Source organism: Conexibacter woesei DSM 14684 (assembly GCF_000025265.1).
In the GTDB taxonomy this organism is placed as follows: domain Bacteria; phylum Actinomycetota; class Thermoleophilia; order Solirubrobacterales; family Solirubrobacteraceae; genus Conexibacter; species Conexibacter woesei.
This window is the reverse complement of the sequence record NC_013739.1, coordinates 2,354,511-2,377,835: the sequence shown is the minus strand read 5'-3', so window position 1 is coordinate 2,377,835 and position 23,325 is coordinate 2,354,511. Positions and strand designations below refer to the sequence as shown.

General features: G+C 74.7%; 21 protein-coding genes. 2 read left to right on the top strand and 19 right to left on the bottom strand.

Annotated elements, in window-relative coordinates; genetic code table 11:
- The first annotated feature begins 80 nt into the window (after positions 1 to 80).
- The gene (locus tag CWOE_RS11250; RefSeq protein WP_201447202.1) at positions 81 to 518 is read left to right on the top strand and encodes a MarR family winged helix-turn-helix transcriptional regulator; all 438 of its coding nucleotides are present in this window, start codon (positions 81 to 83) and stop codon (positions 516 to 518) included.
- 51 nt (positions 519 to 569) lie between these two features.
- Positions 570 to 1,634 (top strand): enolase-like domain-containing protein, encoded by a 1,065-nt coding sequence (locus CWOE_RS11245; RefSeq protein ID WP_012933732.1) that lies wholly within the window; start codon positions 570 to 572, stop codon positions 1,632 to 1,634.
- A gap of 27 nt (positions 1,635 to 1,661) precedes the next feature.
- Here CWOE_RS11245 and CWOE_RS11240 read toward each other — a convergent pair whose 3' ends face one another.
- The 19 genes from CWOE_RS11240 to CWOE_RS11155 all read right to left on the bottom strand — a co-directional run bounded on the left by CWOE_RS11240 (position 1,662) and on the right by CWOE_RS11155 (position 23,323).
- A complete protein-coding gene (locus tag CWOE_RS11240; RefSeq protein ID WP_012933731.1) occupies positions 1,662 to 2,204 on the bottom strand; it encodes a hypothetical protein in 543 nt (180 codons plus the stop codon).
- On the bottom strand, positions 2,174 to 3,400 hold the full coding sequence (locus CWOE_RS11235) for a DUF7405 family protein (RefSeq protein WP_012933730.1): 1,227 nt from the start codon (positions 3,398 to 3,400) through the stop codon (positions 2,174 to 2,176). Before CWOE_RS11235 ends, CWOE_RS11240 begins: the two co-directional genes overlap by 31 nt.
- Positions 3,397 to 4,056 carry an iron transporter gene (locus CWOE_RS11230; RefSeq protein WP_012933729.1) on the bottom strand — a complete coding sequence of 220 codons (660 nt, stop codon included), beginning with the start codon at positions 4,054 to 4,056 and terminating at the stop codon, positions 3,397 to 3,399. The genes CWOE_RS11235 and CWOE_RS11230 overlap by 4 nt, the downstream gene beginning before the upstream one ends.
- Positions 4,053 to 5,615 (bottom strand): PepSY-associated TM helix domain-containing protein, encoded by a 1,563-nt coding sequence (locus CWOE_RS11225; protein ID WP_012933728.1) that lies wholly within the window; start codon positions 5,613 to 5,615, stop codon positions 4,053 to 4,055. Before CWOE_RS11225 ends, CWOE_RS11230 begins: the two co-directional genes overlap by 4 nt.
- Before the next feature lie 2 nt (positions 5,616 to 5,617).
- Positions 5,618 to 5,749: a hypothetical protein gene (locus CWOE_RS34330; protein ID WP_012933727.1), complete on the bottom strand. Its 132-nt coding sequence runs from the start codon at positions 5,747 to 5,749 to the stop codon at positions 5,618 to 5,620.
- A 138-nt stretch (positions 5,750 to 5,887) separates the two neighbouring features.
- Positions 5,888 to 6,223 (bottom strand): hypothetical protein, encoded by a 336-nt coding sequence (locus CWOE_RS11220; RefSeq protein ID WP_012933726.1) that lies wholly within the window; start codon positions 6,221 to 6,223, stop codon positions 5,888 to 5,890.
- Between the two features lie 50 nt (positions 6,224 to 6,273).
- The gene (locus CWOE_RS11215; RefSeq protein WP_012933725.1) at positions 6,274 to 7,863 is read right to left on the bottom strand and encodes an aldehyde dehydrogenase family protein; all 1,590 of its coding nucleotides are present in this window, start codon (positions 7,861 to 7,863) and stop codon (positions 6,274 to 6,276) included.
- A 67-nt stretch (positions 7,864 to 7,930) separates the two neighbouring features.
- Positions 7,931 to 9,646, bottom strand: a complete 1,716-nt coding sequence (locus CWOE_RS11210) for a thiamine pyrophosphate-binding protein (protein ID WP_012933724.1) — start codon at positions 9,644 to 9,646, stop codon at positions 7,931 to 7,933.
- Positions 9,643 to 10,722 (bottom strand): Glu/Leu/Phe/Val family dehydrogenase, encoded by a 1,080-nt coding sequence (locus CWOE_RS11205; RefSeq protein WP_012933723.1) that lies wholly within the window; start codon positions 10,720 to 10,722, stop codon positions 9,643 to 9,645. Before CWOE_RS11205 ends, CWOE_RS11210 begins: the two co-directional genes overlap by 4 nt.
- Complete coding sequence (locus CWOE_RS11200; protein ID WP_012933722.1) at positions 10,719 to 13,655, bottom strand: aminotransferase class III-fold pyridoxal phosphate-dependent enzyme; 2,937 nt, start codon at positions 13,653 to 13,655, stop codon at positions 10,719 to 10,721. The genes CWOE_RS11205 and CWOE_RS11200 overlap by 4 nt, the downstream gene beginning before the upstream one ends.
- Positions 13,652 to 15,091, bottom strand: a complete 1,440-nt coding sequence (locus CWOE_RS11195; RefSeq protein WP_012933721.1) for an aminobutyraldehyde dehydrogenase — start codon at positions 15,089 to 15,091, stop codon at positions 13,652 to 13,654. The genes CWOE_RS11200 and CWOE_RS11195 overlap by 4 nt, the downstream gene beginning before the upstream one ends.
- Positions 15,091 to 15,759, bottom strand: coding sequence for a DJ-1/PfpI family protein (locus CWOE_RS11190; protein WP_012933720.1), 669 nt, complete (start codon positions 15,757 to 15,759; stop codon positions 15,091 to 15,093). Before CWOE_RS11190 ends, CWOE_RS11195 begins: the two co-directional genes overlap by 1 nt.
- Before the next feature lie 68 nt (positions 15,760 to 15,827).
- A complete protein-coding gene (locus CWOE_RS11185; protein WP_012933719.1) occupies positions 15,828 to 16,601 on the bottom strand; it encodes an MBL fold metallo-hydrolase in 774 nt (257 codons plus the stop codon).
- A gap of 9 nt (positions 16,602 to 16,610) precedes the next feature.
- Positions 16,611 to 18,170, bottom strand: a complete 1,560-nt coding sequence (locus tag CWOE_RS11180) for a class I adenylate-forming enzyme family protein (RefSeq protein WP_012933718.1) — start codon at positions 18,168 to 18,170, stop codon at positions 16,611 to 16,613.
- 18 nt (positions 18,171 to 18,188) lie between these two features.
- Positions 18,189 to 19,604 carry an amidase gene (locus CWOE_RS11175; protein WP_012933717.1) on the bottom strand — a complete coding sequence of 472 codons (1,416 nt, stop codon included), beginning with the start codon at positions 19,602 to 19,604 and terminating at the stop codon, positions 18,189 to 18,191.
- Positions 19,605 to 19,688: 84 nt separating this feature from the next.
- Positions 19,689 to 20,489 (bottom strand): ABC transporter ATP-binding protein, encoded by an 801-nt coding sequence (locus CWOE_RS11170; RefSeq protein ID WP_012933716.1) that lies wholly within the window; start codon positions 20,487 to 20,489, stop codon positions 19,689 to 19,691.
- Positions 20,482 to 21,471 carry an ABC transporter ATP-binding protein gene (locus tag CWOE_RS11165; protein WP_012933715.1) on the bottom strand — a complete coding sequence of 330 codons (990 nt, stop codon included), beginning with the start codon at positions 21,469 to 21,471 and terminating at the stop codon, positions 20,482 to 20,484. The genes CWOE_RS11170 and CWOE_RS11165 overlap by 8 nt, the downstream gene beginning before the upstream one ends.
- Entirely contained in the window at positions 21,468 to 22,376 is a 909-nt protein-coding gene (locus CWOE_RS11160) for an ABC transporter permease (RefSeq protein WP_236262269.1), read from the bottom strand. The genes CWOE_RS11165 and CWOE_RS11160 overlap by 4 nt, the downstream gene beginning before the upstream one ends.
- Entirely contained in the window at positions 22,373 to 23,323 is a 951-nt protein-coding gene (locus CWOE_RS11155) for an ABC transporter permease (RefSeq protein ID WP_012933713.1), read from the bottom strand. Before CWOE_RS11155 ends, CWOE_RS11160 begins: the two co-directional genes overlap by 4 nt.
- Positions 23,324 to 23,325: the final 2 nt, after the last annotated feature.

Below are 23,325 nucleotides of genomic sequence, written 5' to 3'. Positions count from 1 at the left end.
ACTATCTCCAGTATGGTAGACGTGTCAACCAAATGGACGAGATGACCGCAAGCAGACAACCGCAGCGGCGCACGCGCCGCATGCCGACCGCAGACGAACTGCGGATCTGGCGGGAGTACATCGAGACCGCCGAGCTGATCCGAGCGCGGATCGCGGCGAGCCTGCAGCAGGAGTCCGGCCTCTCGACCGGCGACTACGTCGTCCTGCTCGCGCTCAGCGAGGCCGACGCGCAGCGGATGCGCTCCTCCGAGCTCGCCACCCGCATCGGCTGGGACCGCAGCCGCCTCTCCCACCACGTCGGGCGGATGGAACGGCGCGAGCTGATCCGGCGCGAGGAGTGCCCGACCGACAACCGCGGTGCCGAGATCGTCCTCACCCCCACCGGCGCAGACGCCTTCGACCGCTCGACCGTGCCCCATCTGCGCGAGATCCGCGCCGTCTTCGTCGACGCGCTCAGCGCCGAGCAGCTCGCTGCGGCCGGCGACGTCGCGCGCGCGCTGCGCGCGCACCTCACCTGAGGAGGTCAGGCGTCTGACCGAGGCTGGTCGGCCGGGCTAGGCTGCGAGGCGATGGTGCACACGGAATCGCTCTGGCCGCGGCTGACGGACCTGCCGCTCGTCGTCGAGTCGTGCGAGTACGACCGGCTCAGCGCTGTGCTCACCGACGAGTTCGAGCGGGTGACGACGCACGTGCGGCTCGTCGGCGCCGGCGCCGACGGGCTCGGCGAGGACATCTCGATCCATGTCGAGGACGGCACCTCGCTGCACGAGACGCGGCCCATGCTGCCGCTCGCGGGCGAGTGGACGCTCGCCGGCTTCTGCGATCACCTCGCGACGCTCGATCTGTGGCCCGAGCCGCCGGAGTGGGAGGCAGCGCGGCTCTATCGCAACTGGGCGTTCGAGTCGGCGGCGCTCGACCTCGCGCTGCGCCAGGCCGGTCGTTCCCTGCACGACGCGCTCGGCGTGGAACCGCGGCCGGTGCGCTTCGTCAACTCGCTGGGCTTGGGCAAAGAGCCCTCGATCGAGCCCGTACGCCGGCGGCTCGCCCGCTCGCCGGGCGTGCGCTTCAAGCTCGACGCGGAGACGACGTGGACGCCCGCGCTCGTCGACGAGGTCGCCGCGACGGGCGCGGTCGACACGATCGACTTCAAGGGCCAGTACGGCATCGAGGTCGAGGATCCGGCAGCGTTGGGGGCGCTGTACGACCGCGTGCTCGCGGCGTTCCCGGACGCGTACCTGGAGGATCCCCACGACCTGCCCGAGATCGCGCCGCGGCTGCGCGACCACGTCGAGCGCGTCTCCTACGACGCGCCGATCCACAGCGCGCAGGACATCGGCGCGACGCCGTTGCCCGGGCGCGTCGTGAACGTCAAGCCGTCACGGATCGGCAGCCTGCGCGCGCTGCTGGAGGTCTACGCGCGCTGCGCGCGAGAGCGGCGGCCGATGTACGGCGGCGGCATGGGCGAGCTCGGCGTCGGCCGCGGACAGATCGAGCTGCTGGCCGCGCTGTTCCACCCCGACACCCCCAACGACGTGGCGCCGAGCGCCTACAACGAAGACGACCCGGCCGACGAGCTGCCGGCCAGCCCACTGCCGCCGCGCCCCGACGCCACCGGCTTCCGCTGGGCCGCCTAGCGGGCCGAACCGGCGAGCACCCGTCCTCTACCCGCCACTGCCGTTCGACGCCCTCGACCGCGAACGTGCGCCGCGTCGGCGGATGGCGACGAGCGCGAGCGCGCCGAGTGCGCTGCCGACGATCGTCGGGACGACCCATCCGGGCGCGTCCGGGCTGGCCTCCGCCCCGGCCCCGGCAGCACGCCGCACCGTAAGAGCACCTGCCGGGCCGGTCACCCTCACGGTCACCGCCCAGCCGCGCCACTCGCCCGCCCGCTCGACGGGGACGATCACGTCGTAGGCGCCGGAGACGAGCTTGCCTGTCTGCTCGGGACCGCCGTCGATGCGGAACGTGACGGTGGCGCCGGTCTCGGGCGCGCCGTTGGCGCGACGGATCGGATAGGCCGTGAGATCGACCGCCGGGGCGCCGCCGGGCGTGCGCGTGTCGGCCGCCTGGACGGTCACCGTGTAGGCATCGTTCTCGCCCGACGCGATCACCGTCCCGCCGTGCGCGGCCGCGTCGCTGGCGAATGCGGCGACCAGCGCGACCGTGAGCGCGATCAGGCGTCCCAGCCGGCGAGCCCGGGGCAACTGCGACGGCTGCGGACCGGGACGAGGTAGTTCGCGCGACTGCGTGTGGTGATCCATTCGTTGATCCCGTTGTTGACATGGGCGCCCACCCGCCGATCGGCGTCGACGGCCGCGGTGGCGGCCATCGCCCGGCGCGTGGCGGCGAAGTCCTCGACAGTGCGCTGGAGCGAGACGAAGTGCACGAGCGGCTGGTCGCTGTCGCGTCCGTTGAAGTCGCGGCGCAGGATCCGCGGACGGCCGCCGACGCGGGCCGTCGCGGCGGCCTGCGCGTGGCCGACGAGCCCGTGCCGGCGTGCGGTCCGTGCGAGGTCGCCGGGAAGCTCCAGGCCGGCGGTCGTCGCGCGGGCGCGTCGCGCGTCGATCCCGGGCGCGAACATCCGCGCGGCGCGCTGGTCGTCGTCGAGGCTGCCGAACCATGTCGCGAGCGCCAGCGACAGCACGCTCACGTGCATCGTCGTCGCCCCCGCCCACGGGCCGTCGGCGACGGTCACGTCGTCTTCGCCGGCCTGGTTGCGACGGCGGCCGGACGCGAACCCCATCAGCAGCGGGCTGTCGCGCGGCGGCTGGCCGGGCGGGACGCCGTTCGCTCCCCGGCCGATCCTGCGGGCGAATCCGGCGCCGACGGCCCCGGCGCGCACGTCGGCGACCGCGAGCGGCGGGCGCAGCGCGCCGCGCAGCCGGCGCTCAGCGGACGCGACCGCCTCCTCGCGGTCGGAGGCGAGGTGGACGCAGGCGGCGTGCGCATCGAGCGCGGGCGCCTCGTCGGCGGTGATCGCCGTCGGTGCCGGGACCGGGCTCGGCCGGCCGACCGCGGCGAACCACGCCGCCGACCAGCCGACCGCGACGAGCAGGCCCGCGGGCCCCAGCGGGTACCGCTCCTCCAGCGCCCGCAGCGCGTCCTCCAGCACCGCCGCCGCGGCGACCGTCGGCGGGCCGGTGAGGGAGAGGTGGACGAGCCGGTGGTGGCGCGGCGCGAGGCGGTTGCCGGCCGCGTCGGTGCGCAGGACGGCGTCCCAGACGTGCTGGCGGTCCGGACGGCCGGGCGGTGCCGGCCGCACGGCCTGCACCCGATCGCCATCGCCGTCGCCCGCGCCACCGGCGAGCCGGCCCGCGGCCAGCGCCGCGAGCGCGATCCCGCCGCCCGTGACGAGCAGGCGGCGACGCGTCACCGGCTGTCCGGAGGACTCGCCGCTCATTCCGCGCGCACCGTCGTGCCGTCGAACGCGAACGACCGCTCGACGCGGGTCGTCTCGTCCCATGCGTCTCGGACAGCTCTGTGGCGCCCGATTCGCGGGGGCCCGATCACGAGCGTGACGTCGTATCTGCCGGGTCTCCCGAGCGGGACGTTCTCGCCGTAGTGAAGGCCCATCCCGCGGCCGACCATCGGGTACAGCGGACCCTCGAAGACGGTCGCACCGCCCTGCGCGACGACGCGCGCGGTGACCGTCGCGTCGGGCAGGCGCACGCCCGACTCGCGATCGGCGAGCGTGACCATCAGGTGCACGTCGTCACCCCTGCTCGGACGCTGCGGGCGCAGGCCTTCGCCCTCGGAGACGTAGAACAGCTCCGGCGCCATCGCGTGCAGCTCGACCGCAAGGTCGCTCGTCTCGGTTCTGGCGAGCACCGCCATCTCGCCCGTCGCGCCTGGACCGTCGCCGGCCGCGGCGCCGCCGTGGCCGGCGTGCTCGGAGCCGGCGCCTCCCCCGCCGTGGCCGGCGTGTCCTGCCGCGGCGCCCGTGTCGGCGGGCGGTCTGCCGCTCTCGTCATACGTCGTGCCGCCCGCACATCCGGCGAGCGCGACGGCGCACGCCGCGACCATGGCCGCCAGCAGGAGCTTCGCAAACCACTTCACGAGATCACCTCTCTGCGCGCATCCTGCGCGCGACCGCCGACTGCGAACGTCGCGTACAGGCCGAGCAGGCCCGCCGCCAGGAAGGCGATCCCGAGCGGCACGCTCCAGGCCCACGCGACGAGGCGGCCCAGAGCACCCAGCGCGGGATCGCCGTCGCCGACGTGCGGCCCGGCGATCATCGCGATCCCGAGCGCCGCCACGACGGCCGCCTTGCACGCCTCCCAGCCGGAGCTGCCGACGCCGTGGACGGGCGCGCGGCCCTGCTTGCGCGCCCGCTGCGCCTCGGCGCCGACGCGCCACCAGAGCGCTGCGCGCTCCAGCACGAGCCAGACCGCGAGCGCGACCGCCAGCGTCGGCAGCGCCCACGCGAGCACGACCACCAGCGCGAGCAGGCCGATCGGCGCGCTGCGAACCCAGTCGCGCTGCGGCGGCGGCGCGCCCCAGCCGCCGGCCGGGCGCCGCATCCACCACATCCGGTAGCCGAACGCGATGATCGCGCCGATCCCCAGCGCCAGCACCGTCATGAAGATCTGCGTACCGAGCCCGAACAGCTGCGCCTGGTGGAAGAGCATCCCGCCGGTCGAGAGCTTGTTGAGCCAGTTCTCGTCGGAGTAGTCGAAGCGCTCGACGACCCTGCCGCTCGCGCCGTCGACCGCGAGCTGGTCGCGCTCGACCGGGAAGGTCGCGTCCTCGCTGCGGACCGTCCATGCGGTCCTGTCGTCCTGCGGGACGCTGAAGCGGACGGGCGTGCGGAGCCCGGCGCCGCTCGCGACCGCCGCGACGCGATCGATCGCTGCGGGGTCCGCCGCACCGCTCGACGGGGCGGGCAGCGCCGCGTCGACGCCGCCCGGCGGCGGCGGCGAGAGGGCGGCCTTCGCGTCGTCGTAGCGCTCGCCCGCGCCGTCGGTCCAGGTGAGTCCGGTGATCGCAAGGAAGACCATCGGCAGCAGCAGCGCCAGCGCGAGGAAGCTGTGCCAGTCCTTCGCGTGCCGGCGGCCGCCGATCCCGCGCCGGAACGCGAACGCCGCGGAGCCGCGGCGGCGCAAGCCCGGCCACCACAGGAACACGCCGGTCGCGAGGGCGACGAGGAACCAGCTCGCCGCCAGCTCCGTCAGCGGCTCGGCGTCGGCGCCCAGGGTCCAGCTCGAGTGCATGCTGCGCAGGACCGCCTCGGACGTGTCGGCGAGCGCCACCTCGCCCGTCGCTCTGCCGGTCGTCTCGTCGACGAAGACCGCGACGCCGTCCTCCGGCGTCCCATGGCCGTCGGCACCGCCCGGCGGGTCGAGGATCACCGCGGTCGTCAGGTCCGGTCCGGCGGCCACGTCATGGCCCGGGACGACCGAGTGCACCCTCCAGTCGGGGTGCGCGGCCTGCGCCGCGACGACCTGCTCGGACAGCGGCACGGCGGGGCCTGCGCTGCGGCCGGTGATGTCGCCGAAGCGCAGCGCGTCGAGCTGCGGGCTCCAGGCGAACAGGATCCCCGTCACGACGAGCGACAGCAGGATCGGCGCGGCGAGGATCCCGCCGAGGTAGTGCAGACGCCACAGGATCGGCCGCATCGCTATCCGCCGATCGCGACGAGCACGACGATCGCGATCGAGGCGAGCGACGTGACGGCGAAGATCAGCCACGCCGGCGGCGCGGACGGTACGGCGCGCCGGCCCTCCGGGCGCGCAGGGGAACGGTCGGTCATGGAAGCTCCTGGCGCTCCGCGACGGAGCGCGAGACGATGGTCAGGACGCACGTGCGGGCGCAGGGCGCCCGCACGTGGGACGTCGACGATCGAAGCCGGGCAGCCGCCCGGCCACTTCCGTGGACCGCGCCGCGCGCCCTAGCCGATGCCGACGGCGGGCGCCGGCGGCGGGCGCATCGCCAGCGCTGAGGCGCTCATGCGATCGGTGCCGCGCACGAACCGGGCGACGTAGCGCCGCACCGGCATCGTCGCGGCGCGGCGGTCGCGCGGCCGGCGCGCACGTGCCCGCCAGCGCAGGATCAGCTCCTCGCCCGGCGTACGTCCCGCCAGCAGCAGCGCGAACAGCAGCAGCGCGGGCGACAGCATCAGCACCGCGGTCAACGACGCGACTCCCGTGACCGCCATCGCCGCCAGCAGGAGCGCGAGCGCGAGCGGCTTCGCCTCAGCCCGATCTATCGTCAGCTTCCGGGGCATCGCAGCGGCGAGTCATACCACGCAGGAACCGCCGGCGCTCCCGACCGCGCTCAGCGTCCGTCCCACCCGTCCAGCCGGAAGCCCTCGTCGGCGGTGATCTCGACGACGTCCATCTGCGCCTTCTGAAGCTTGCCGGAGAAGTCCCAGTTGACCGACTGCCAGCGCGTGAACTGGTCGAGCACCCAGACGCCGGACTGGCGCGAGCCGTTGCCGGACTTGCCGTTGCCGCCGAACGGCAGGTGCGCCTCGGCGCCGCTCGTCGAGTTGTTGACCGACACCATGCCCGCGCTGACGCGCTCGCGGAAGCGCAGCGCCGCCGTCGCGTCGCGCGTGTAGATCGCCGACGACAGCCCGTAGCCGTGGCCGTTCGCGAGCGCGATCGCCTCGTCGAAGGTCGAGAAGCGCGCGACGGCGACGATCGGGCCGAACGTCTCGCGCCGGTACAGCTCGTCGTCGGTGGTCACGTCGGCGACGATCGTCGGGTGGTAGAAGACGCCCCGCTCGGGGTCGCCGCCGCTGAAGCCCGCGCGCGGGTTCGCGGCCGTGATGCGGCCGGTGCCGCTGGAGCCGAGCACGCGGTGGTGCGGCTGGATCAGCCCGAGCCACTGCTCGAAGCGCTCCGCGAAGCGCTCGTTCATCAGCGGCCCGAACAGCACGTCGCCCGCCGGGTCGCCGGCGACCGCGGCGCGCGCGGCTGCGTCGAAGCGCTCCAGGAACTCGTCGTAGACCGAGTCGTGGACGATCGCGACGCCGAGCGACGTGCAGCGCTGTCCGGCCGTGCCGAAGCCGGAGAACAGCGCGCCCTCGACCGCCAGCTCCAGGTCGGCGTCGCCCATCACGACGAGCGGGTTCTTGCCGCCCAGCTCCAGGCACGGCGTCTGCAGGTTGCGCCCGCACAGCTCGCCGATCTGGACGCCGACCTCGGAGGAGCCCGTGAAGCCGACCTTGTCGACGAGCCCCAGCTCCAGCGACTGCTCCAGCCCGGCGAACGTCGCGGGGCCGTCGGCGAGCACGAGGTTGAGCGTGCCGTCCGGCAGCCCGCCGCGCGCGAACAGCTCGTAGAAGGCACGGCTGACGCCGGCCGCGTACTCGGCCGGCTTCCACACGACCGTGTTGCCGCACAGCAGCGCCGGCACGATGTACCACGACGGCACCGCCGCCGGGAAGTTGCCGGCGGTGACGATCGCGCACGTGCCGACCGGCTTGCGGAACGTGAACAGCTGCTTGTCGGGCATCTCCGACGGGACGGTCTGGCCGTAGAGCCGGCGTCCCTCGGAGATGAAGAAGTTGCAGGTGTCGACGACCTCCTGCACCTCGCCGAGCGCCTCGGCGTACGGCTTGCCGATCTCGGTCGTGATCAGCCGCGCCAGCGACTCCTTGCTCGCCTCGACCAGACGGCCGATCTGCTGCACGACCGCGCCGCGCACGGGTGCCGGCACCGCAGCCCACGCGGGCTGCGCGTCGTGCGCGGCGCGCGCCGCTGCCACGAACGCGGCGCTGTCGGCGAGCCGCACGTTCGCGACGACCTGCGTCAGGTCGGCCGGGTTGCGGGTCGCGAGCGTCCCGCCGGCGGCGCCGTCGACCGCGCGGCCGGCGACGATGCTGGCGACCTCGAGGGTCTGGGTGGCGGAAGGTGACATGGTCGGCTCCGTGGTGGCGATGGTGGGCGGTGTGGACGGTCGTGAGTGATCGGACGGGCGGCGGACGTCAGGCGGTGGGCGGCGGCACCGCGGCGCGGCGGTACCAGCGCGGCGACGTCGTCGGCGGCGGGTCGAGGCTCGCGCGGGCGACGACGACGGTCGGCGACGGATCGGCCAGCGCGCTGCGCAGCGCGTCGGCGAGCGGCGCGCCGACGCCGTCGACGGCGGTCGCGGCGATCCCGCACGCGCGCGCCCAGGCGACGAAGTCGGGGCTCTCCAGCTCGACGCCGAAGACCTCCTGGCCGGCGTGGCGCTGGTCGTAGCGCAGCATCCCGTAGGCGCCGTCGTCGACGATCAGCAGCGTCAGCGGGATCCGCTCCTGCGCGAGCGTCGCCAGCTCGCCCGCGGCGAACAGGAAGCCGCCGTCGCCGCAGACGCACAGCGCGCGGCCGGCACCCGCGAGCGCCGTCCCGATGCTGGCGGGGAAGGCGAACCCGAGCGTCCCCCAGCCGACCGGGTAGGCGAGCTTGCGCGGCTGCGCGAAGCGGTGCAGCGCGGCGGTCCAGTAGCCGGGGATGCACATGTCCGCGACGACGACGTCGTCCTCGTCCAGCACCGCCGCGAGCGTCCCCAGCAGCTCGGCCGCCTGCGGCTCGTCCGCGGCGACGAACGCGTCGGCGGCCGCGCGGCGGCTCGCGAGATCGGCCGCGAGCGCGTCGACCGCGGCCGGCGGCGCGGCGGAGACCGCGGCGGCGAGCGCCTCGCAGGTCGTGCGCGCGTCGCCGATCAGCGCGACGTCCGGCGGGTAGTTCTCGGCGGCGCCGACCGGGTCGACGTTGACTGCGATCAGGCAGCGCGGCTGCGGCTGGAGCCAGTTCTGCGTCGTCATCCCGTCGAAGTCGCTGCCGACCGCGAGCACGACGTCGGCGCGGTCCCACAGCTCGCCCGCGTGCGGGAGGTGCGGCGGCAGCCCGACCGCGCACGGGTGGCCGCCCAGCAGCGCGCGGCCGCCGTACGTCTCGATCACCGGCGCCGCGAGCCGCTCGGCCAGCAGCGCGAGCGCCGACCCGGCGCCCGCGGCGACGGCGCCGCCGCCCGCCCAGATCAGCACCCGCTCGGCGTCGTCCAGCAGCTCGACCGCGCGCCGCAGCGCGGCGGGGTCGGCCGGCGCCCGCGGCGGCGCCGGAGCCGGCGGTGCGAGCGCGCGCCCGACCGGCGCGCTCAGCAGGTCGGTCGGGATCTGCACGTAGACGGGGCCGCTCGGCGCGTGCAGCGCGTGCGCGGCGGCCGCCTGCACGAGTGGGGCGATGTGGTCGGCCGCGTGGCAGACGTACGTGCGCTTGACGACCGGCTCGAACATCGCCGCCTGGTCGCGCGTCTCGTGCAGCACGCCGCGATACGCGCCGGCGCGCCGCAGCGTCGTCGGGATGTCGGTCGCGATCACCAGCACCGGCGAATGCGACGCCCACGCCTCCCCCGTCGCGCCGAGCGCGTTCGCGGCGCCGGGGCCGGTCGTCGTCAGCGCGACGCCGAGCCGGCCGCTCGCGCGAGCGTAGCCGTCTGCCGCGTAGGCGGCGGTCTGCTCGTGGCGGACGCCGACGAGCCGGATCGGCGACCGCGCCAGTGCCGCCCACGCCGGCAGGTTGTGGACGCCCGGGAGCCCGAACGCGCACGTGACGCCGAGCTGCTCCAGCGCCTGGACCAGCGCCTCCCCGCCGCTGCTCGCGGGCGGTGGCGCGGGCTGGCTCGCCGCCTCGCCGCCGCTGCTCGCCGGGGCGCTCACGGGCACGACCGGCGGACCGCCGCGAGGCTGTCGAGGCGTGCCTCGGCAAGCTCGCGCGCCGCCGCGTAGTAGGGGATCCCGGCCGTGTCGGCGCGGGCGAACACCGCAAGCACGCGGTCGTAGATGCGGTCGACGTTGCGCGCGACGCGCGCGGCGTTGAAGCCGCCCTTGCGGAACTGGTCGGCGTCGTAGATCGCGCCGCCGGCGTTGGCGATGAAGTCGGGCGCGTAGACGGCGCCGCGCCGCTCCAGCTCGTCGCCGTGGCGGTCCTCCGCCAGCACGTTGTTGGCCGACCCGGCGACGACCTGCGCGCGCAGCACCGCGAGCGAGGCGTCGTCGATCACGCCGCCCAGCGCGAACGGCGCGAAGACCTCGACGTCTTGCGCGTAGATCTCGTGCGGCTCGACCGCTCGCACGCCGTGCCGCTCCACCGCCGCCGCGACCTTCGCGCGGTCGACGTCGCAGACGGTCACGTGCGCGCCGGCCTCGACCAGCATCGAGAGCGCGACCGAGCCGCAGGCGCCGAGTCCCTGCAGCGCGACCGTGCGCCCGGCCAGCTCGTCGGAGCCCCAGCGGCGCTGCGCGCACGCACGCAGCGCCTGGATCGCGCCGCGCGCGGTCGCGGGCGCGATGTCGCCGACCCCGCCGGCCTCCTCGGGCAGCGTCGCGACGTAGTCGGTCTCGAGGTGAATCACCTCCATGTCCGCCAGCGTGATGCCGACGTCCTCGCCGACGTAGTAGGCGCCGCGCAGCTCGTCGACGAACTGCCCGAAGCGCCGCAGCAGCGCCTCGCTCTTGTCCGTGCGCGGGTCGCCCACGATGACGCTCTTGCCGCCGCCGCGGTTCTCACCCGCGGCCGACCACTTGTACGTCATCGCGCGCGCCAACCGCATCGCGTCGTCGACCGCGGCGTCGAAGGTCGGGTACGGCTGCATCCGCACGCCGCCGTTGGCGGGGCCGAGCCGCGTCGAGTGGATCGCGATGATCGCCTGCAGCCCGACGGCCGAGTCGTTGCAGACGACGAGCCGTTCGAAGCCCTCGTCGCGCAGCCGGTCGAGCAGGGTCTGGTCGCTCATCTGTCGCTCCAGTGCGTCGCTGCGACGACGGCGAGCGCCGCGTCGAGCGCTTCGAGGAAGAAGTCGCAGTCGTCGTGCCCGATCGCCAGCGGCGGCTTGATCTTCAGCACGTTGTCGTCAGGGCCGTCGGTCGAGAGCAGCACGCCGTGCGCCTTGACCGCCTCCTTCACCGCGCGCGCCTGTGCCGTCGCCGGCGTGCGCGCGTCGCGGTCGGCGACCAGCTCGACGCCGAGGAACAGCCCCTCGCCGCGCACGTCGCCGACGAGCGGGTGGCGCGCGGCCAGCTCGCGCAGGCCGCTCAGCAGCCGCCCGCCGACGTCGCCGGCGCGCGCCTGCAGGCGCTCGTCGCGCAGCACGTCGAGGACCGCCAGGCCGATCTCGGCCGAGACGGGGTTGCCGCCGTAGGTGTTGAAGTACTCCATGCCGTTGGCGAACGAGGCGGCGACCTCGGGCGTGGTCGCGACCGCGGCGATCGGATGGCCGTTCCCCATCGGCTTGCCCATCGTCACGACATCCGGCACCACGCCGTGCAGCTCGAAGCCCCAGAACGTGCGGCCGACGCGGCCGAAGCCGACCTGCACCTCGTCGGCGACGCACACGCCGCCGGCCGCGCGCACCGCGTCGAACGCCGCGCGCAGGTAGCCGTCCGGGTAGACGATCTGGCCCCCGCAGCTCTGCAGCGACTCGGCGAAGAAGGCCGCCGGACCCGTGCCGGCCGCGGCCAGCTCGGCGACCCTCGCCTCGACGTCGCGCGCGTACGCGGCGCCGGTCGCGGCCTTGTCGCGCAGCCGCCCGCGGTAGGGGTCGGGCAGCTCGCAGACGTGCGTGTGCGGCGCTCGGCCCTCTCCGCCCCGCCCGTCGAACTTGTACGGGCTGAGCGCGATCTGCGAGCCGAGGTGGCCGTGGTAGGCGTGGTCGAGCACGAGCACGTCGCGCCGGCCGGTGTGCGCCTGCGCCAACCGCAGCGCGAGGTCGTTCGCCTCCGAGCCGGAGTTGACGAAGAACAGCACCCGCAGCGGATCCGGCAGCGTCGCCGCGAGCCGCAGCGCGTAGTCGACGACCGTGTCGTGCAGGTAGCGCGTGTTGGTGTTGAGCTGTGCCATCTGCCGCTGGCCGGCGGCGACGACGCGCGGGTGGCAGTGGCCGACGTGGCAGACGTTGTTGACGAGGTCGAGCCACGCTCTGCCGTGCTGGTCGTAGAGGTGCGCGCCCTTGCCGTGCACGAGCTGCAGCGGCTCGTCGTAGGCGAGGCTGAGCGCGCGGCTGAGGTTGGACCCGCGGCGGCGCAGCAGCTCCGCCCGCGGCCGCGCGACGCGCGCGCTGACGCCGCCGCGGCGGCCGAGCAGCAGGTTCGGGTCGGGGCTGACGCTACGCCACAGGTCCAGCTCGTCCGGCGGCGCGACGGCGGGGACGGTGATGCCCTCGCCGCCGAGGCCGGTCAGCAGCTGGACGTGCACATGCGGCGGCCGGCCGCCGTTCTCCTCGGTCGAGCCGACGGCGCCGAGCCGCTCACCGGCGCGCACGGCGTCGCCGGCCGCCCAGCGCGCCGCCGAGGCGCGGTCGAGCTGGCGGTAGCGCGTCCAGAACGGCGTCCCGTCCGCGGTGCGGTGCTCCAGCAGCACGATCCCGCCGACGCTGAGCGGGAGCGCGTCGACGGCCGACTCGGCGACGACGCCGTCGAGCGGCGCGAAGACGGGCTCGCCGACGGCGAGGAACAGCTCGACGCCGAGCTGCGAGCCGACGCTGCCCTCGTGGTCGCGCTGGTCGCCGTAGCGGCCGATCGCGAGCGCGGCGCCGGGAACGGAGCCGAGCTGGTCGGGCGGCGCCAGGACGGCGGACTCGACGCCGGCCCGCACGAGCGGGCGCAGTCTCGCGGCGCCCGACTCGACGTGCTGGCGGATCCGGCGCGCGGCCGGGTTGGGCTCGTAGCCGCACGCGTCGCGGAAGCGGAAGTGCGCCAGCTCGGCGTCGTAGTCGGTCAGCCGCCGCAGCGCGCCCCACATGCCCTGCTGACTGACGAGCAGGTAGTCGTTGGAGGGATCGCGGCTGTGCTGCCACGCCGACATGCAGATCGACATCGCCATGCGCGTGCGCATGAGGTCGAACAGCACCTCCAGCTCGCCGACGCCCAGCGGCGTGACCCGGTCGTAGCCGCGCACGAGCGGGACGACGGTCGCGACGGCGTCGCGGTGGCCCTGCATCGCGTACGCGCCCGCGACCGCGAGGCCGCAGACACGCGCGCTCCAGACGACGTCGCCGAAGTCGATCAGCCCGCTGACCGCGCCGCCGTCGTCGACGAGGATGTTCAGCTCGTTGGCGTCGTTGTGGACGACCTGGTGCGGGAGCGCGTCCAGGCGCGGGGCGACGAACCGCTCGTAGCGTTCGAAGACGCGCTCGACCGCCGGCCGCTTCTCCGCGTCCACGAGCGCGGCGAACTGCGCCACCACCGGCGCCGACGTGAGGTTCCACAGCAGCTCGCGGTCCATCGCCGGGTGCCGGAAGTCGCGCAGCGCGCGGTCGACGTCGGCCACGTGCCGGCCGACGTCGTCCCAGCGCGCCTCGCGGTCCCGCGCGACGTCGGCCCACGGCCGTCCCGGCACCCACGACAGCAGCCGTGCGACGCGCTCGCCGTCGCTCGCCGCGACCGTCGCGGAGGTGCGGCCGTCGGCGGTGCTCAGCACGCGCGGCGCCGGCGGCGCGCCGGGTGCCGCCGCGACATGCAGCAGCGCCTGGTCCTGCAGGTCCAGCTCCTGCGCGTCGGCGCTCGGGTGGTGGAGCTTGAGGATGTAGGAGGTGCCGTCGTCGGTGCGCAGGCGGAAGTTGAGGTCCTGCTCGCCGGGCAGCGGGGAGGCCGTCGCGCGCAGCCCGTAGAGCCGCTCCGCGATCTCCTGCGCCTGCCCGGCGTCGACGGCGACGGCGTGCGAGGTCGTCATCTGAGGCTCGCCATCACGTGCTTGATCTGCGTGTACTCCTCGACCGCGTACGACGACATGTCGCTGCCGTAGCCGGACTGCATGCGCCCGCCGTGCGGCATCTCGCTCGCCATCGGCGCGTGGTCGTTGAGCCACACGCAGCCGGCGCGCAGCGCACGCGAGACGCGCAGCGCGCGGCCGACGTCGCGCGTCCAGACCGACGACGTCAGCCCGTACGCGGTGCCGTTGGCCCACGCGACGGCCTCGTCCTCGTCGGCGAACTGCTGCACCGTCACGACGGGGCCGAAGATCTCCTGCTGGATCAGCTCGTCCTGCTGGCGCGGACCGGCGACGACCGCCGCCTCCAGGAACGCGCCCGGCAGCTCCGGCCGCACCCCGCCGACGACCAGCTCGGCGTGGTCCGGCCGCCGCTCCAGCAGCCCCTCGACGCGCGTGCGCTGGCGCAGCGAGTTGAGCGGCCCGAGCGTCGTCTCCGGCGCCAGCGTGTCGCCGACCCGCAGCGCGGCGGCTTGCTCGGCCAGCCCGTTGACGAGCGCGTCGTAGCTCGCCTTCGACGCGAGCACGCGCGTCGCCGCCGTGCAGTCCTGCCCGGCGTTGTAGAAGGCGGAGAAGGCGATCGTCGGGATCGCCGCCTCGACGTCGGCGTCGTCGAAGACGATCACGGGCGACTTGCCGCCCAGCTCGAGGTGGACGCGCTTGAGCGTGCCGGCGCAGGCCGCGGCGACGCGCTTGCCGGTCGCGACCGAGCCGGTCAGCGAGACCATGTCGACGTCCGGGTGCGTCGCGATCGCCTCGCCGACCGCCTGGCCGTGGCCGACGACGACGTTGAGCACGCCCTTCGGCAGGAACTCCGCCGCGAGCTGCGCCAGCGCGACGGTCGTCACCGGCGTCGTCTCGGCCGGCTTCAGGACGATCGTGTTGCCGGCCGCGAGCGCCGGCCCGATCTTCCAGACGGCCATCATCAGCGGGTAGTTCCACGGCGCGATCTGACCGACGACGCCGATCGGCTCACGCCGGATGATCGACGTGTAGCCGGCGGCGTACTCGCCGGCCGACTTGCCCTCCAGGCAGCGGCCCGCACCGGCGAAGAAGCGCAGGTTGTCGACGAGGAAGGGGATCTCGTCGTCGCGCACCGCGGCGAACGGCTTGCCGGCGTCTGCCGATTCCAGCCGCGCCAGCTCCTCGCCGCGCGCCTCGATCGCGTCGGCGATCCGCAGCAGCGCGAGCGCGCGCTCGCCGGGCGGCGTCGCCGCCCAGCCGCCGAACGCGGCGCGCGCGGCGGCGACGGCGGCGTCGACGTCGGCGGCGCCGGACAGCGGCGCGATCGCGATCGTCTCGCCGGTCGCCGGGTTGACGATCTCCTCGGTCTGACCGTCGCGCGGGGGCACGGAGGCGCCGTCGACGAAGTTGTGCAGGGCCCGCGGTGCGGACGACATCACGCCTCCGCCTTCGCGCTCAGCTCGGCCCAGGTCGGTCCGTAGGAGCGGCGCATCTCCTCGTGCATCGCCGTCACCAGCTCGGGTGGCGCTCTGCCGACCGAGCCGGTCGGCTGCGGCGGATCGGGGTCGTACTCCATCACGAGGTGGACGGCGCGCGAGTGCTCGGCGCCGGCGATCTGCTCCAGCACCCACAGCGCCATGTCGATGCCGGCCGAGACGCCGGCGGCGGTGACGACGTCGCCGTCGCGCACGACGCGCTCGGAGACCGGTTCGGCGCCGAAGACGCGCAGGCTCTCCAGCTCGTACCAGTGCGTCGTCGCGCGGCGCCCGTCGAGCAGGCCGGCGGCGCCGAGCAGCAGCGCGCCGGTGCAGACCGAGGTCGTCCAGGTCGCCGACGCATGCGCGGTGCGCAGCCAGCCGAGCAGTTGCTCGTCGCCGAGGTGACGGTTCGTGAACGTACCGCCGGGGACGACGACGACGTCCGGGCGCGGCGCGGCGCTCAACGGCCGGGTGCCGATCTCCAGCGCGCTCGCGTCGGCCCTGACCAGCCCGCCCGCGCTCGACACGAACGTGACCTGGCCGCCGGGGAGCCGCGAGAAGACGTCGAACGGGCCGGTGGCGTCGAGTGCGGTGAAGCCCTCGTACAGCAGGATCGCGATGTTCATACGACCGTCCTTCAAGCGTCGGGTGCGGGCGTGGTCCAGCATATCATTTTGATCGATCGTTCGACTAACTACAGAGACAGGAGAAGTGTCTCGCCGTCGTCCGGCACGCGCAGTCGCGCCGGCGCGCCCGGCGCGCCGGGAAGCGCCGCGCGCAGCTGCTCGCGCGTCAGCACGCAGTGGCTGACCGTCTCGAAGTGCACGGCGACGACGATCGCCGCCGGCGCGGCCTCCAGCACGCGCGCGACGTCGCCGGCGTCCATCGTGATCCGCTCGCCGTCGGCGAGGCTGGCCGCGCCGCAGTTCAGGACGACGACATCGGGGGCATGGCGCGCCAGCGCCTGCTCGACCTCCTCGCACCAGACGCTGTCGCCGGCGACGTAGAGCACCGGCTCGCCCGGCGCCCGCAGCACGAAGCCGCTGACCGGCCCGAGCGCCTCCGCCGCCGGCCCGGCGCTGTGCCGGCCGCCGGTCCGCTGCAGCTCGATCCCGAGCCACTCGGCGGCGGACCCGCCCTCGACCGCTCGCACCGCCGTGAAGCCCTGCGCGTGCAGCGCCGCGGCGTCGGCCGGCTGGCAGGCGAGCGGGATCGCCGCCGGCAGCAGCCGCCGCGCCGTCGCGTCCCAGTGGTCGACGTGGAGATGGGTCGCGAGCACGCCGTCGAGCCCGGCGACGACCCGCTCGGCCGGCTCGGGCAGCGGGCGCAGCGGGCTCGGCACGTCGGCGTGGAGGATCCCCTCGATCGGCGCCCAGCTGCGGGCGTCGTCGAGGCAGGGGTCGAGCAGCAGGTCGCGGCCGGCGTACTCCAGCCGCAGCGTGGCGTTGCGGATCAGGCGCAGGCGCACGCGCCCGCCTCAGCCGGCCGCGGCGGCGCGCCGGCGCAGCTCGACCTTGTCGACCTTGCCGATCGGCAGCTTCGGCAGCTCGGACTCGAGCCAGAACGCCTTCGGCACCTTGTAGTTCGCCAGGCGCGTCTTCGCGAAGCGCTCCAGCTCCTGCGCGCTGACGTCCGCGCGCGTCGTGACGTACGCGTGGCCGACCTCGCCCCAGCGCTCGTCCGGCACGCCGACGACGGCCGCCAGCGCGACCGCCGGATGGGCCTCCAGCGCCGTCTCGATCTCGCGCGGGTAGACGTTGTAGCCGCCCGACTTGAACATCTCCTTGAGACGGCCGACGAGGCGGACGTGGCCGCCCGCCTCCTCCTGCGCGAGGTCGCCGGTGTGCAGCCAGCCGTCGGCGTCGATCGCCGCGCGCGTCTCCTGCGGGCGGCGGAAGTAGCCGCGCGTGATGAAGTCGCCGCGGACGAGGATCTCGCCCGACTCCCCCGCTCTCGCCGTCGTCCCGTCCTCACGCCGCAGGGTCACCTCGTAGTGCGGGTCGACGCGGCCGACGCTCCACGCCAGCAGCTCGAGCGGGTCGCCCTCGTCGGTGTAGGTGACCGAGCCCGTCGACTCGGTCAGGCTGTAGCTCGTGCCGAGCCGCGCGCCGGTTGCGGCGAGCGTCTCCAGCAGCCGCAGCGGCGCGGCCGCGCCGCCCCACAGGATCCACTCCAGCGAGCTGAGGTCGCAGCTCTCCCACTCCGGCGTCCGCACCGCCGCCAGCAGCTGCGTCGGGATGCAGTAGAGGTGGGTCAGCCGCTCGCGCTCGACCGTCCGCAGCGCGCCCGCCGCGTCGAAGCGCTCCATGAAGACGGTCGTCCCGCCGGCGGCGAGCACCGACGTGCAGATGTCGCCGAGGCCGCCGATGTGGTTGATCGGCAGGTCGCAGAGCTTGCGCGGCGCGTCGCCGTACCAGCGCCCCGCCTGCACGCTGCCGCAGAAGGCGAGGCCGCCGTGCGGCACGAGCGCGCCCTTCGGCGTCCCGGTCGAGCCCGACGTGTAGATCATCGCGGCCGGGTCGAGCGGGCCGACCGCCGCGCGCGCCCGCTCCAGCTGCGGTCCGAGCGCGCCGAGGTCGACGTCGGCGAAGTCGCCGTAGGCGGTCGACAGGCCCTGCAGCGCGCGGCCGCGCGTGACGACGCGCATCGGCGCCAGCTCGCTCAGCTCCCGCAGCTTCTCCGCGTGCGCGGCGTCGCCGGGGTCGAGCATCCCGAACAGCACGACCGGCTCGCTGTCGCGCACGACGTGCGCCAGTTCCCCCGTCGTGTACTTCGGGTTGAGCCCGACCCAGATGCCGCCGACGCTCGCGGTTGCGAGGAAGACGACGAGCGACTCCGGTCGCGGGTCGCCGAGCAGCGCGACGCGGTCGCCGTGGCGCACGCCGCCGGCGACGAGCGCGGCCGCACAGCGGTCGACCTCGCCGCGCAGCTGGCCGTAGGTCAGGCGCACGTCGTCGCCCACGAGCGCCTCGCGCTCGGGTCGCGCGTGCGCCCAGTGGTCGACGTAGTCGGTGATGCGCGGGAGCCGCGTCGTCATCGCTCGATCGCCTCCGGCCTACGCGAAGCCCGCCGGACGGCGGTCATGCCACGGACGCGCGCGCTCCAGCTCGCCGGCGAGCGACAGGACCGTGCCGTCCTGCCACGGTCTGCCCATCAGCTGCACGCCGAGCGGCATCCCGTCCGGCTGGGAGAACAGCGGGATCGAGATCGCCGGCAGGCCGAGCACGTTGCCGAGGACGGTCAGCGAGGCGGTCTGCTCCGCCCGCCGCAGCGGACGCCATGGATCGTCCTCCTGCCCCTCCCACTGCCACCCCTCCGGCGGCGCGAGCAGCGGGTTGGTCGGCGTCACCATCACGTCGATCTCGTCCCACAGCCCGATCAGCTCGGCCGATCTGAGCTGCAGCGCGTAGACCGCGTCGATGTAGGTCAGCGCGTCGGTCGCGCGCGCCCGCTCGCGCAGCGTGCGGTTGAGCGGCTCGACTCTCGCCTCGTCCTCGATCGGCACGTCGGCCGAGCCGGCGGCGTAGAGGACGTCGAACGTGCGCTCGAACCACTCCGGGTCGAGCCCCGGGAGCCGCACGTCGCGGACGTCGTGGCCGAGGTCGCTCAACAGGCCGGCGGCGGCGCGCCCGATCTGCGCGGCGTGCGGATGGACGTCGACGCCGGGGAAGGCTGGCTGGAGGTTGCAGCCGATCCGCAGCCGCGGCGGATCGACCGACGCGCTCTCCGCGTACGAGCGTGCGGCGGGCGGCGCGACGTACCAGCTGCGTCGCGGCGCGGCCGCGAAGACGTCGAGCGCCGCCGCGGTGTCGGCGACCGTGCGCGTCAGCACGCCCTCCGTCGCGAGGCCCTCCATCGCGTGGATGTCGGACGGCACCAGCGCGCGGCTGGGCTTGAGCCCGACGAGGCCGCAGTAGCTGGCCGGCTCGCGTATCGAGCCGGCGCCGTCCGAGCCGTGCGCGATCGGCAGGACGCCGGCCGCGACGGCGGCCGCCGCGCCGCCGCTGGAGCCGCCGGGGCTGCGCCCGAGGTCCCACGGGTTGCGCGTGACGCCGTGCCGGTGGGACTCCGTCACCGAGACGGTGCCGAACTCCGGCGACGTCGTGCCGCCCACGAAGACGAAGCCGGCGCCACGCAGCGCGGCGACGGCCGCCGCGTCGCGCTCCATCACGGGGTGCGCCGCGCCGATCGACGCACTGCACAGCGGCCAGCCGGCGACCGGGTGGAGGTCCTTGATCGCGATCGGGACGCCGAAGAACGGCGGCAGGTCCTGCTCGCCGGCCGCCAGCCGCGCGTCCTGCTCGCGCGCGACAGTGCGGGCCGCGTCGGCCGTGACGTGGCAGAACGCGTTCAGCCTCGGCTCGTGCAGCTCGATCCGCGCGAGCGTCGCCTCGACCAGCTCGCTCGGGGTCACCTCGCGCCGGCGCACCTGGGCGGCCAGCTCGGTCGCCGACTGGAACGGGTCCACCATGTCAGTACCTCGATCTCTCACGTGGGTCGCTCGACGTCCGGCCGCAACCGCCGGAGCCTCGCGTCAATCTTATCGATCGCTCGTTCAATTACAAGAGCTTCGCGGCCGCCGCGCGGGCTTCCAGCCAGGTCGCGGGACGCTCGCACGCAGCAGCCGCGTGTAGTCGTCCTGCGGGTCGTCGAGGACACGCGCGGTCGTGCCCTGCTCGACCACGCGTCCGCCGCGCATCACGATCGCCTCCTCCGTCAGCTGGCGCACGACCGCGAGGTCGTGGCTGATCAGCACGTAGGAGACGCCCGTCCGCTCGCGGATCTCGGCCAGCAGGTTGAGCACCTGCGCCTGGATCGAGACGTCGAGCGCGGCGACCGACTCGTCGAGGATCAGCACCTGCGGCTCGGCCGCCAGCGCCCGCGCGATCGCGACGCGCTGCCGCTGCCCGCCGGAGAGCGCCTGCGGCATCGCGCGCGTCTGGCGCTCGTCGAGGCCGACCAGCTCCGCCAGCTCGGCGACGCGCGCCGCGCGCTCGCTCGCGCTGCCGCCACGGTGGAAGCGCACGATCTCCTCCAGCGAGCGCGTGACGCTCTGGCGCGGGTCGAGGCTCGAGTACGGGTCCTGGAAGACGATCTGCACCTCGCGCGCGCGGCGGCGCCGCTCCCGCGTCGAGGCGGTCGGCCGGGAGCGGTCCTCGCCGCACGCGCGGATCGTGCCGGCGGTCGGGCGCTCGAGCCCGACGATCATCCGCGCGACCGTCGTCTTGCCCGAGCCCGACTCCCCCACGATCGCCAGCGAGCCGCCGCGCGCGAGCGAGAAGCTCACGTCGGAGACCGCGACGACGTCGCCGAACGCCTTGTGCAGGCCCTGAACCTCCAGCACCGGATCAGGCATGCGTCACCAGCAGCCGGCCGTGCAGCTCCTGCGCCCGCACGCAGCGCACCGCGCCGTCGTCCAGCTCCCGCAACGGCGGGCGCGCCGCCCGGCAGCGCTCCTCGGCGTGCGGGCAGCGCGGCGCGAACGGACAGCCCGGCGGCGCCTCGAACGCCGACAGCGGCCGCCCCGGGATCGCGGTCAGCCGCGCCGTCGCCTGCTCGACGCTCGGCCGCGCCGCCGTCAGCGCGGCGGTGTACGGGTGCAGCGGCGCGTCGTGCAGGCGCGCCGACGGCCGCGTCTCCATCAGCTGCCCGGCGTACATCACGGCGGTGCGGTCGCAGACCGCGCTCGCCAGCTCCAGGTCGTGCGTGATGAACAGCAGCGACAGCCCGCGCTCGCGGCGCAGCTCGTCGAGGATCGCCATCACCTCCGCCTGCGTCGTCACGTCGAGCGCGGTCGTCGGCTCGTCGGCCAGCAGCAGCCGCGGCTCGGTCAGCAGCGCCGTCGCGATCATCACGCGCTGGAGCAGCCCGCCCGAGAGCTGGTGCGGGTACTGCCGCAGCCGCCGCTCGCCGTCGTCGATGCCGACCTCCTCGAGCCGCGCGATCGCGCGCCGGCGGGCCTCCGCGGGACGGACGTGCCCGTTCGTGCACAGCGCCTCGGTCATGAAGTCGCCGATCCGCCGCACCGGGTTGACGTGCGTGCGCGGATCCTGGAAGACGACCGACACCTCGGCGCGGTAGTCGCGCAGGCCGGCGCCGCGCAGCCCCAGGACGTCGCGGCCGTCGAAGCGGATGCCGCCGCTGACCGTCGCGCCGCGCGGCAGCAGCCGGGCGACCGCGCGCGCCGTCATCGACTTGCCGGAGCCCGACTCGCCCACCAGCCCGACGGCCTCGCCCGCGCCGATCGCCAGCGAGACGCCGTGCAGGACGGTCTGCGGGCGCCCTTCGACGGGCAGCACGACCGCCAGGTCGTCGAGTTCGAGCAGCGGCCCGCTCATGCGGCGGCCTCCTCTGGTGCGGCGGGGGACGGAGCGCTGCCCGAGCGCGCCGAGAGGCGCTCGCCGAGCAGGTTGAACGCGACGACGACCACGACGATGCAGCCGCCCGCCGCCAGCGACTCGGCCGGATAGCCCTGCAGCACGCCGGACTGGCCCTGCGCGACCATCACGCCCCAGTCGGCGTCGGGCGGCTGCACGCCGAGCCCGATGTAGGAGATCGCGGCGAGGTCGACCATCGCGTAGCCGAACAGCGTCGTGCCCTGCGCGACGACGATCGGCGCCACGTTCGGCACGAGGTGGCGGAGACAGATCACCCGCCCCGGCAGGCCCTGCACCTCCAGCGCCTCGACGTACTGCTGATAGCGCTCGCGCACCGCCGCGCTGCGCACGACGCGCGCGATGTACGGCGTGTAGGCGATCGACAGCGCCAGCGAGGCGGCGACGAGGCCGGGGCCGAAGACCGTCGTGGCGACGACCGCCAGCAGGATCGCCGGGAACGCGAAGAGGACGTTGAGCGCGGCCGAGGCGGCGCGGTCGACGCGACCGCCGAACCAGGCGCAGGCGATCGCGATCGAGACGCCGGCCGTCATCGAGACGGCGACGACGAACAGCGGCCCCAGCAGCGAGGTGCGCGCGCCCGCGAGCAGGCGTGACAGCAGGTCGCGGCCCTGTCCGTCGAAGCCGAGCGGGTGGCCGGCGGCCGGGCCGAAGAAGGCGTTCGAGAGCTGGCTGGCGTTGGGGTCGTGCGGCGCCAGCAGCGGGCCGAAGACGGCGATCAGCGCCGCCACGGCGATCACGACCGCCGAGCAGACGCCGACGACGCCGAGCGAGCGCGTGCGGCGGCCGAGCGTCGTCGTGCCGGCGCGGCGGCGGCGCAGCATCCCGCCCGCTCCGATCGCACTCACGACGCCTTCCCCCCGGTCTTGACGCGCGGATCCAACAGCGCGGCGGCGACGTCGACGAGCGTGTTGATGACGACGAACGCCGTCACGAGCACGAGCGCGATCCCGAGCACGACCGCGAAGTCCTTCGACAGCGCGGCGCTGATCAGGTAGGCGCCGAGCCCGTTGAGCCCGAACGCGCGCTCGACGACCGCGCTGATCGCGATCAGCGACGCGACCGTGATGCCGACGACCGTCGAGATCGGGATCGCCGCGTTGCGCAGGACGTGCCGGCTGATCACGAGCCGATACGGGACTCCCCGGCTGATCGCGGTCTGGACGTGCTCGCGTCCGGCCTCCTCGCGCACCGCCGCGCGCGTGACGCGCGCGACGACGGCCATCGAGTAGCCCGCGAGCGCGACCGCCGGGAGCGTCAGGTGCCAGATGCGGTCGAGGAAGCCGCCGCTGCCGTCGCCGAAGGCCGGGAACCAGCCGAGGTTGACGGCGAAGACGCTGATCAGGATCACCGCCAGCAGGAACGACGGGACGGCCGCGGCGACCGCCGTCACGACGAGCACGGCGGAGTCCAGCCAGCCCGGTCGCAGCGCGGCGAGCACGCCCGCGGCGACGCCGAACAGGACGATCAGCAGCGCCGCGTAGAGCACGAGCGTCGCGGTCACGCCGATCCGCGCCCCGATCAGCTCCGAGACGTTCTGTCTGAGCATGATCGAGACGCCGAGATCGCCCTGGACGGCGCCGCTGAGCCAATGCCAGTAGCGCAGCAGGAACGGGTCGTCGAGGTGGAACCGCTGCTCGAGCACCGCGACGCTCTCGGGCGGCAGCGCGCGCCCGCCGGAGAGGCTTGCGAGCGGATCGCCCGGCGCCAGCGACAGCGCCGAGAAGATCGCGAAGCTCGAGATCAGCAGCGTCAGCAGCAGCATCCCGAGCCGTCGCACGAGCAGCTGAGCCATCC

What these genes read in the sequence shown, in the direction of transcription:
- CWOE_RS11215 (WP_012933725.1), bottom strand. Translation starts at nt 7,863, where the DNA reads ATGTCACCTTCCGCCACCCAGACCCTCGAGGTCGCCAGCATCGTCGCC.
- CWOE_RS11180 (WP_012933718.1), bottom strand. Translation starts at nt 18,170, where the DNA reads ATGACGACGCGGCTCCCGCGCATCACCGACTACGTCGACCACTGGGCG.
- CWOE_RS11235 (WP_012933730.1), bottom strand. Translation starts at nt 3,400, where the DNA reads ATGAGCGGCGAGTCCTCCGGACAGCCGGTGACGCGTCGCCGCCTGCTC.
- CWOE_RS11165 (WP_012933715.1), bottom strand. Translation starts at nt 21,471, where the DNA reads ATGAGCGGGCCGCTGCTCGAACTCGACGACCTGGCGGTCGTGCTGCCC.
- CWOE_RS11190 (WP_012933720.1), bottom strand. Translation starts at nt 15,759, where the DNA reads ATGAACATCGCGATCCTGCTGTACGAGGGCTTCACCGCACTCGACGCC.
- CWOE_RS11175 (WP_012933717.1), bottom strand. Translation starts at nt 19,604, where the DNA reads ATGGTGGACCCGTTCCAGTCGGCGACCGAGCTGGCCGCCCAGGTGCGC.
- CWOE_RS11250 (WP_201447202.1), top strand. Translation starts at nt 81, where the DNA reads ATGCCGACCGCAGACGAACTGCGGATCTGGCGGGAGTACATCGAGACC.
- CWOE_RS11220 (WP_012933726.1), bottom strand. Translation starts at nt 6,223, where the DNA reads ATGCCCCGGAAGCTGACGATAGATCGGGCTGAGGCGAAGCCGCTCGCG.
- CWOE_RS34330 (WP_012933727.1), bottom strand. Translation starts at nt 5,749, where the DNA reads ATGACCGACCGTTCCCCTGCGCGCCCGGAGGGCCGGCGCGCCGTACCG.
- CWOE_RS11195 (WP_012933721.1), bottom strand. Translation starts at nt 15,091, where the DNA reads ATGTCGTCCGCACCGCGGGCCCTGCACAACTTCGTCGACGGCGCCTCC.
- CWOE_RS11205 (WP_012933723.1), bottom strand. Translation starts at nt 10,722, where the DNA reads ATGAGCGACCAGACCCTGCTCGACCGGCTGCGCGACGAGGGCTTCGAA.
- CWOE_RS11170 (WP_012933716.1), bottom strand. Translation starts at nt 20,489, where the DNA reads ATGCCTGATCCGGTGCTGGAGGTTCAGGGCCTGCACAAGGCGTTCGGC.
- CWOE_RS11200 (WP_012933722.1), bottom strand. Translation starts at nt 13,655, where the DNA reads ATGACGACCTCGCACGCCGTCGCCGTCGACGCCGGGCAGGCGCAGGAG.
- CWOE_RS11155 (WP_012933713.1), bottom strand. Translation starts at nt 23,323, where the DNA reads ATGGCTCAGCTGCTCGTGCGACGGCTCGGGATGCTGCTGCTGACGCTG.
- CWOE_RS11225 (WP_012933728.1), bottom strand. Translation starts at nt 5,615, where the DNA reads ATGCGGCCGATCCTGTGGCGTCTGCACTACCTCGGCGGGATCCTCGCC.
- CWOE_RS11245 (WP_012933732.1), top strand. Translation starts at nt 570, where the DNA reads ATGGTGCACACGGAATCGCTCTGGCCGCGGCTGACGGACCTGCCGCTC.